General features: G+C 55.0%; 6 protein-coding genes and 2 pseudogenes. 3 read left to right on the forward strand and 5 right to left on the reverse strand.

Translation table 11 applies throughout. From position 1 onward, the window contains the following. Positions 1-104: pseudogene (locus ADJ24_RS25765) on the forward strand (replication initiation protein); the annotation flags it as partial. 194 nt (positions 105-298) lie between these two features. On the opposite strand, the gene ADJ24_RS24385 reads toward ADJ24_RS25765, so the two are convergent. The 3 genes from ADJ24_RS24385 to ADJ24_RS25700 all read right to left on the reverse strand — a co-directional run bounded on the left by ADJ24_RS24385 (position 299) and on the right by ADJ24_RS25700 (position 3069). Beyond that, positions 299-454 (reverse strand): colicin release lysis protein, encoded by a 156-nt coding sequence (locus ADJ24_RS24385; protein WP_049224158.1) that lies wholly within the window; start codon positions 452-454, stop codon positions 299-301. Between the two features lie 67 nt (positions 455-521). Beyond that, positions 522-779, reverse strand: a complete 258-nt coding sequence (locus ADJ24_RS14815; protein WP_045337636.1) for a bacteriocin immunity protein — start codon at positions 777-779, stop codon at positions 522-524. A gap of 1 nt (position 780) precedes the next feature. Next, positions 781-3069, reverse strand: coding sequence for an S-type pyocin domain-containing protein (locus tag ADJ24_RS25700; RefSeq protein WP_053089601.1), 2289 nt, complete (start codon positions 3067-3069; stop codon positions 781-783). Positions 3070-3385: 316 nt separating this feature from the next. Between ADJ24_RS25700 and ADJ24_RS14825 the strand changes: the two genes are divergently transcribed. Continuing rightward, on the forward strand, positions 3386-3826 hold the full coding sequence (locus tag ADJ24_RS14825) for a hypothetical protein (RefSeq protein ID WP_045337632.1): 441 nt from the start codon (positions 3386-3388) through the stop codon (positions 3824-3826). Positions 3827-4335: 509 nt separating this feature from the next. Here ADJ24_RS14825 and mbeA read toward each other — a convergent pair. Together mbeA and ADJ24_RS14835 are read right to left on the reverse strand one after the other, a co-directional pair. Further along, positions 4336-5838, reverse strand: coding sequence for a plasmid mobilization relaxase MbeA (gene mbeA / locus ADJ24_RS25860; protein ID WP_048702755.1), 1503 nt, complete (start codon positions 5836-5838; stop codon positions 4336-4338). Beyond that, positions 5828-6172, reverse strand: coding sequence for a MobC family plasmid mobilization relaxosome protein (locus ADJ24_RS14835; RefSeq protein ID WP_032623643.1), 345 nt, complete (start codon positions 6170-6172; stop codon positions 5828-5830). Before ADJ24_RS14835 ends, mbeA begins: the two co-directional genes overlap by 11 nt. A 610-nt stretch (positions 6173-6782) precedes the next feature. On the opposite strand from ADJ24_RS14835, the pseudogene ADJ24_RS25600 reads away from it, so the two are divergent. Further along, positions 6783-6854 (forward strand): annotated as a pseudogene (locus ADJ24_RS25600) (replication initiation protein); the annotation flags it as partial.

Below are 6854 nucleotides of genomic sequence, written 5' to 3' on the forward strand. Positions count from 1 at the left end.
GCGCCTTATCCGGTAACTATCGTCTTGAGTCCAACCCGGAAAGACACGACAAAACGCCACTGGCAGCAGCCACTGGTAACAGGAGTACACGAGAAGATAGATAAGAGGTCTTGAAGTAGTGGCCTAACAGAGGCTACACTGGAAGAACAGTTTTGGTAATGGCGGTCTCGTGAACCCTGTTACCGGGTTAAGCAGTTCCCCAACTGACTTAACCTTCGAAAAACCGCCTCCCCAGGCGGTTTTTTCGTTTACAGAGCAAGAGATTACGACTCATTGAAAAGGATCTCAAGAAGATCCTTTATGGATTGCCATCTGTTTCACTGCCGAGCGTGACACCAGTCACTGTTGATGACGGTGAGACTGCCCCGCCACCGGTATCGCGGACATTATTAACCTGGCATGCTGCCAGCATCATCGAAACCACTATTACATCTAAGAAAAGTACTCTTTTCATATTCAGTCCTTTTATTTTTATAATTATCCGGATGAAAGGAGCCTTCAATGAAGGCTCCTGAAAATCATTACTCTGACTTAAAGCCAGGCTTACCATTTGCGGCTCGCCACTCTTTTACTGTTTTAACAATACCTTCAGGGCTGTCGTCATGACCGGGTTTTGGATAATAGATGAGATCAGAACCGTCAGGGTGTTCAGTTAATTTTTTAAACAACAGGACAGCTTCTGTATGCTTATTTTCGGTGTCATAATCTGCATCACAAATTTTCTTAACAAAAGCCAAAAATTCAGCTTCGGTATATTCAGTAATGTTCTTTTTGTCCATATCATTCACCATTCTTATGAAGATCGATGTGCCTTTTTGGCGTTAAAATTCTAATATTGTCAATATTATAAACGGCCCCACCATCTTTAATAGGCGTGATGTGGTGGAGTTCGTAACGAGTGCGCCCACCAACCTGCTCAGCTTCAGGAGGGAAAGGAGAATATCCTTTACGAAGGGCTTTCTTGTTACTTTCATTGAACTGACTAGTCAACGTTGCTTCTTTTCCAACCTCACCCCATACGGCACGGCGGAACGCATCAAAACTCCCGAACTCACGCCCGCGCAGCTTATCTGCAATCTGACTCGGAATAGGAGCACCATCACCAGTACCAGCACTACCCAGCCAGTTATCACCAGTTTGCTGACCGTTACCACTCGCGGTACCCGGAATGTTACGCGGGTTACGCAGCATGATGTACAGTGGCTTCAGGCCGGAGTCTGACGGGAATATCAGAATAAGGTCGTTAAAATCCAGATCTTCCGTCACCGGGGTCGTTGTAACAGTCACTCCCTGCGGTGCGGAATCCTCACCACCGGTATGCACAATGAATTCCGGCAGCGGAACAGGCCCCGCCAGTCCCAGTGGACCATTGATACCGGGCGCATCCGACGGGCTGACCAGAATGGTCTGACCGGGAACACCAGCCATCGCCGGCAACGCATAACTCCAGTAGCCTGTGGCAGGATCCAGCACGCCCCGCACCACCGGAACATTACCGGCAACAGTCGTTCTGACCAACTGCGTCTCCAGGGTGCCATCATCACGCAATACCATACGACCACGCACCGGCATGCTGACACCGGTTTTTCCGTCAGCCGCCGCGTCCAGCGTCGCAGTATCAGGCAGTGAAAACGCATCCCCCGGCATCATCGCGCTGATATCACGGCCGGGAACGACGTCACTTCCCACACCAACATCACGTGAATACAGCAGGCCAGCAACGGTTACCGCCACCGGCCCGGCCATGCTGGCGGCCATAATGCCACGCAGTTCAGCAAGTGCCGCAGAGATACGTGACCAGACCGCACCTGCCACATCACTGCCTAGAGAAATGCCACCGGCAGAGGCTACGGACCAGGTTAGTGGAGAGGCTGCCGGCGCCGCCGTCGTCGGCAGCCCGCGCACGGACTGGATACCGCTGGATTTCAGTTTATTCACCGCAGCCTGTCTGGCCTGACGGACTTTTTCCTGTTCAGCTGCAATCCGGGCCTGTTCAGCCGCAATGTCTGCCAGGCGCTTTTGCTCTGCGGCCGCAGCCTGCCGCTGACGTTCCGCCTCTTCGGCCTGACGCTGACGCGCTTTTTCCGCAGCCTGAGCGATAGTATCCGCCTGCTGTTTCTGGGCGGCGACAACTGCCTGCTGGGCGTTCGACAGAGCGATGGTCAGACGTTGAACTTCAGCATCAGCTGCCGCGCGGGCATTAGCCAGACGTTTGTCTTCATCCAGCATCGCCTGCACTTTTTCACGAAGATTACCGCGGGCGGCAGCAGGAATACTCCCCGTACTGACCGCTTTTTCATACATGTTTTTAAGTGCCTTGCGTGAGACCTGATCGCTGCTGCTGTAATAATTAGCTGTACGGTCCCACGTACCGGGTAGATTACCAATCGAAGCCTGACGGGAACGCGCTACCTGAAGTGCGTTTTCGGCTGCCAGTCGAGCATCATCTGCTGATTTTAGCGCTGCCGCTGCCTGAGCCATGGCACCGGCATCAGCTTTAACCGCAGCGTCATAAGCCTGCCGCTGACGCTCAGTTTCAGCAGCCAGACGACGCTGCTCGGCTTCTGCAGCGGCCCGGGCATCCGCCAGACGTTTGTCTTCATCCAGCATTGCCTGCACGTTTGCACGGAGACTACCACGGGCGGCTGCTGGGATATTTCCCGTCCTGACCGCTTCCTCGTACATATTTTTAAGCGCCTTACGTGAGACCTGATCGCTGCTGCTGTAATAGTTTGCCGTACGGTCCCATGTCGTGGGTACCCCGCCGGTGCCATTTCCTTTCGACGGATCAGAAGAATTATTGTTACCCGACTGAGAGCCTGAATTTCCACCGCGATCACCGCCGTTATTACCACCGCTGCCACCGGGCTGTGAAGAGCTGGCATCAGACAGGTTAATACGCGGAGACCCGTCCGGACCGTATGTTACTGCCGGGCCATTAAAATGACTGCCTGTATTTCCGCTGCCGGATGATCCTGAATTACTGCCTGAGCCTGTATTCCCCATGCCGGGATTCTTCCCGCCACCGAATGCGCTGTTGTGGGCGTTATCGTCACCGTTACCACTCATGACTTCATCCTCTTCTTATTTTTTTTGTTTGACTTGTTCTTCTGAGAAATTAGGTGTGCGGTTTATTGCCTGCCGGAAGCCACCGGGCGGGTTCCCTGCAGGCTGTTATAAGTACTCTGCCACACCACAAATACTGTACATAAAAACATGTGTTTATATACAGTTGTTTGATGCTACACCCGAAAAAGTCATATCGTCAACAAGGTTTTCTTTCCCATTTTTCACCACCGACTGACAACCTATGACATTCCGTGTTAAAACCGGATGTATGCTCACACACTGGCATACGGGACACACAGGAGACACTGTCACTTTTATGGCATGGCACACAGTTCAGGACGCACTGAAATTAACAGGAAAATCGCGTTCGCAATTATATCGTGACATGGCTAAAGGCCTTGTCAGCTATCGCACAGGGAAAAATGATCGCCGGGAGTTCGAGACCAGTGAACTGATTCGAGTCTATGGTGAGCTGCGCACTCATGAGACACCAAAAAGGCACAATAAGGGACACCCTGAAAATGGTAGTATCCACGAGGAAAATCCGCAGTTAGAGGCCATTCAGCAGAAGCTGGATGCACTTCAGAAAACCATCACCATGATGCTCGAGGATAAAATCGCGCGGGAAACAGAAAAACGAGTGCAGGAAGAGGAGCGCAATCAACTGCAGGCGGAAATCAGTCGGTTGACGGACGCGCTGGAGCAGGAAAAAAAGCGGGGTTTCTGGTTGCGGCTGTTTCGCTCAGGTTCAGAGTAACCATACCGGTGACTAACATCCGTTATCGGAAGGTTTAGGCGGAAAAGATGGTCATACAAAGCTGGTGTAAAGAATGCAGGGGGACTCCCAAAAAAACCGCAGCCCCCCAAAGAAAGCTGACCTGATTTACCATAACACCCGTTGGGCGCACCGCTGAAACGGGGTTGGCTGCGTTTCCGGTGCCAGACGCGAGAAAGTGGCGACAGACATAACGAAAAAACACCAGAAACGCAGCCGCTGAATATTACACTGGTGCATAGTCATGCAGCCAGATGCATGGATGTTAAAGTCACACTAAAATCCGCGCCAATGCCTTAAAAACCGACAAATGCTTCTCCAGCCAGTCCCACAGCTCCGCCGCCAGATACAGGCAGTTAAGCAATGATTCAATAAGATTTAACAGCTTCATATCCCGCTCCTGAATAAGTCGTGACCTTTTTGATCACGAACCTATTTAGCGGGAGAAATAAGAGCCCCTCTTCGTGCGGGTTGTCAGCTGCCTGGATGGTTTAAAGTGTCGGCCCGCGGTAGGTTTTCTGCGGCTGGCGCTCCAGCTCCAGTGTTTTCTGATACTCATTCTCCCTCTGCCGGAGCTCGATGGCATTCAGTTCCCGGACAAGCGGCGCAGCTGCTCGCTTAAACTCAGCACCTGCGTGCTCAAGTCCGACACGCGCTCGTTCAGCACCGCGTTCTCCCGTTGCATAAGCCCACACATGCTCCGCCATTCCGCGAAGGCGCTCTCCCATTCGTCCAGCCTTTGCGAGTAGTCCTGCTGTAGCTGCTCTAATGCGCTCAGCAACTGCTTTTCCAGCTCTGTCATTCTGCTCTACTCCTGTACCAGCTTCACCGCGTTCCGCTTCCCGCTGTCCACTGTCCAGCCTGTTTCGGCTTTCGCTCCCTTCGGCAGCACCAGGAACCGGCCGTTGCTGTCGCTCTGGTAGCTCACACCCCATGTTTTCGCGCTCATCTTCGCCAGGGCGTCCTCCTGCTGGCGAAGGGTCGTGTAATTGTCGGTTATCTGCTGCCCCTGCCACCACAGAATGCTCCCGCTCGTGCCGATCAGCAGCGCTGAAACCATCAGGATGGTAAGCCATGTCCTCCCTGCCGTCAGCAGCACGCTCCGCCGGTTTTTCTCCATCGCCTCGCTCATACTCTGCTCGTGGGCGCTGATGGCGTCGCTGATTCTCCTCGCGCTTGCGCTCAGTTCCGCTCCGACAGACTGCTCGTGCTCGCTGAATGCGGCCTTCAGCATCTCGCCGGTACTCTGCTGCTGCGCTTTCAATTTCTCCTCGAAGTCCCTCGAGGCCGTAAAAAGATTGCTCATAGATGGCTCCCTTCAGTCGGATGTTTCGCCCCCCGTCCGGGTCGGCGATGCTGATACTGCTTTTCGTGGTGCGCACCACCTCAAAACCTGCACCTTCAAGAGTGTCAGTGACGTCCTGACGGCTTTTCAGCTCCCCTGACGAGGCTAAGCTCAGCAGCCCCCGGGTAATGGCTTCTGCGGCCTCCTGCTTCGTTTTCGGCAGGCCGGACGGCGTGACCAGCGCCCGGCGGTTTTCCGGCGCGTTCGGGTCGTGCAGCCCCAGTCTGCCGTTCACGATGGTCTGCCAGGCATCGATGCGCGGCCGGTCGGCTCGGTCGTAGTATGGCTGGAGCCGTCTGCCGGTCAGCAGCTCGGTATTGGGGATCAGGAAGTTCAGCTCCAGACGCCCCTTGTCCGCGTGCTCCACCCACAGAATGCTGTACTGATCTTTATCGAGTCCGGGCATCAGAACCCGCTCGAAGCTGGCCATCAGTTTTTCCCGCTGGCCGGGAGGCAGATCGGCCTCCGCAAACGACAGGACGCCGGAGGTGTATTTCTTCACGTAAGGCGACGCGTCAATCAGCTCCCGGACCTCTTCCGGCTTCCCCTGCAGGACGCTGGCGCCTTCACGCTGCCGGTCTTTACCCAGCAGATAGTCCACTGGACCGGCGCCACCGCCGCGACCCCGAGGATGAAATTTAACGATCATCGTCCGTTCCTTTCTCAAGAACGGCGTGCCGCAGCCGCTCAAGTCCGGCATCGATGGCCATCAGCGCCGCCACAATCTGCACCCTGTCATGACCGGTACCGCCGCCGGCGTTAACGCGGCGGGCTATCTGGTTCAGGTTGTTGCCCATGCCAGCAAGCTGGCGCAGCAGCGCCGGCGAGATAGAGGGAAGCTTTCCGGTACGCGCAGGCTTTTCGTCCAGGCAGGTCTGCCGCATCCACGCCGCCAGCTGCCTGCCGTCGCAGCGCTCAAGCAGCCGCCGGTGCTCGTCCTCCGTCACCCACATGGTGAGCATCTTGTTCCGTTTCTCTGACAAACCGGTCTCCTCTTAACGCCGGGACGGGCGGGAAATCTGTTCCCGGTCGGCCGGGGTTGGACAAGCCGCAGGCGCGTCAGTGGCTTTTAGCGGGTTTCGGGGCGCAGCCCTGAACCAGTCACGTAGCGCTAGCGGAGTGTATACTGGCTTAGTATGTTACGACGGGGTGGGGGTTCAGGAAAGTGCTTCATGTGGCAGGAGAAAAATGCAGCAGCGGAGCGTCAGCAGAATATGTGATACAGGATATATTCCGCTTCCTCGCTCACTGACTCGCTGCGCTCGGTCGTTCGGCTGCGGCGAGCGGTACCAACTTACAGGCGGGGCGGAAATTTCCTAGTAGATGCCAGGAAAGAACTTAGCAGGAAACGATAAGGCCACGGCGTTGCCGTTTTTCCATAGGCTCCGCCCCCCTGACAAGCATCACGAAATCAGACGCTCACATCAGTGGTGGCGAAACCCGACAGGACTATAAAGATACCAGGCGTTTCCCCCTGGTGGCTCCCTCTTGCGCTTTCCTGTTCCCGTCATGCGGCATCCGTGTTGTGGTGGAAGCTTTACCTAAATCACCACGTCCCGTTCCGTTTAGACAGTTCGCTCCAAGCTGGGCTGTGTGCAAGAACCCCCCGTTCAGCCCGACCGCTGCGCCTTATCCGGTAACTATCGTCTTGAGTCCAACCCGGAA

Origin of the sequence: Enterobacter sp. 940_PEND (genome assembly GCF_001059415.1) — a bacterium.
GTDB lineage: Bacteria > Pseudomonadota > Gammaproteobacteria > Enterobacterales > Enterobacteriaceae > Enterobacter > Enterobacter cloacae_M.

What these genes read in the sequence shown, in the direction of transcription:
- mbeA (WP_048702755.1), bottom strand. Translation starts at nt 5,838, where the DNA reads ATGATCGTTAAATTTCATCCTCGGGGTCGCGGCGGTGGCGCCGGTCCA.
- ADJ24_RS25700 (WP_053089601.1), bottom strand. Translation starts at nt 3,069, where the DNA reads ATGAGTGGTAACGGTGACGATAACGCCCACAACAGCGCATTCGGTGGC.
- ADJ24_RS24385 (WP_049224158.1), bottom strand. Translation starts at nt 454, where the DNA reads ATGAAAAGAGTACTTTTCTTAGATGTAATAGTGGTTTCGATGATGCTG.
- ADJ24_RS14815 (WP_045337636.1), bottom strand. Translation starts at nt 779, where the DNA reads ATGGACAAAAAGAACATTACTGAATATACCGAAGCTGAATTTTTGGCT.
- ADJ24_RS14825 (WP_045337632.1), top strand. Translation starts at nt 3,386, where the DNA reads ATGGCATGGCACACAGTTCAGGACGCACTGAAATTAACAGGAAAATCG.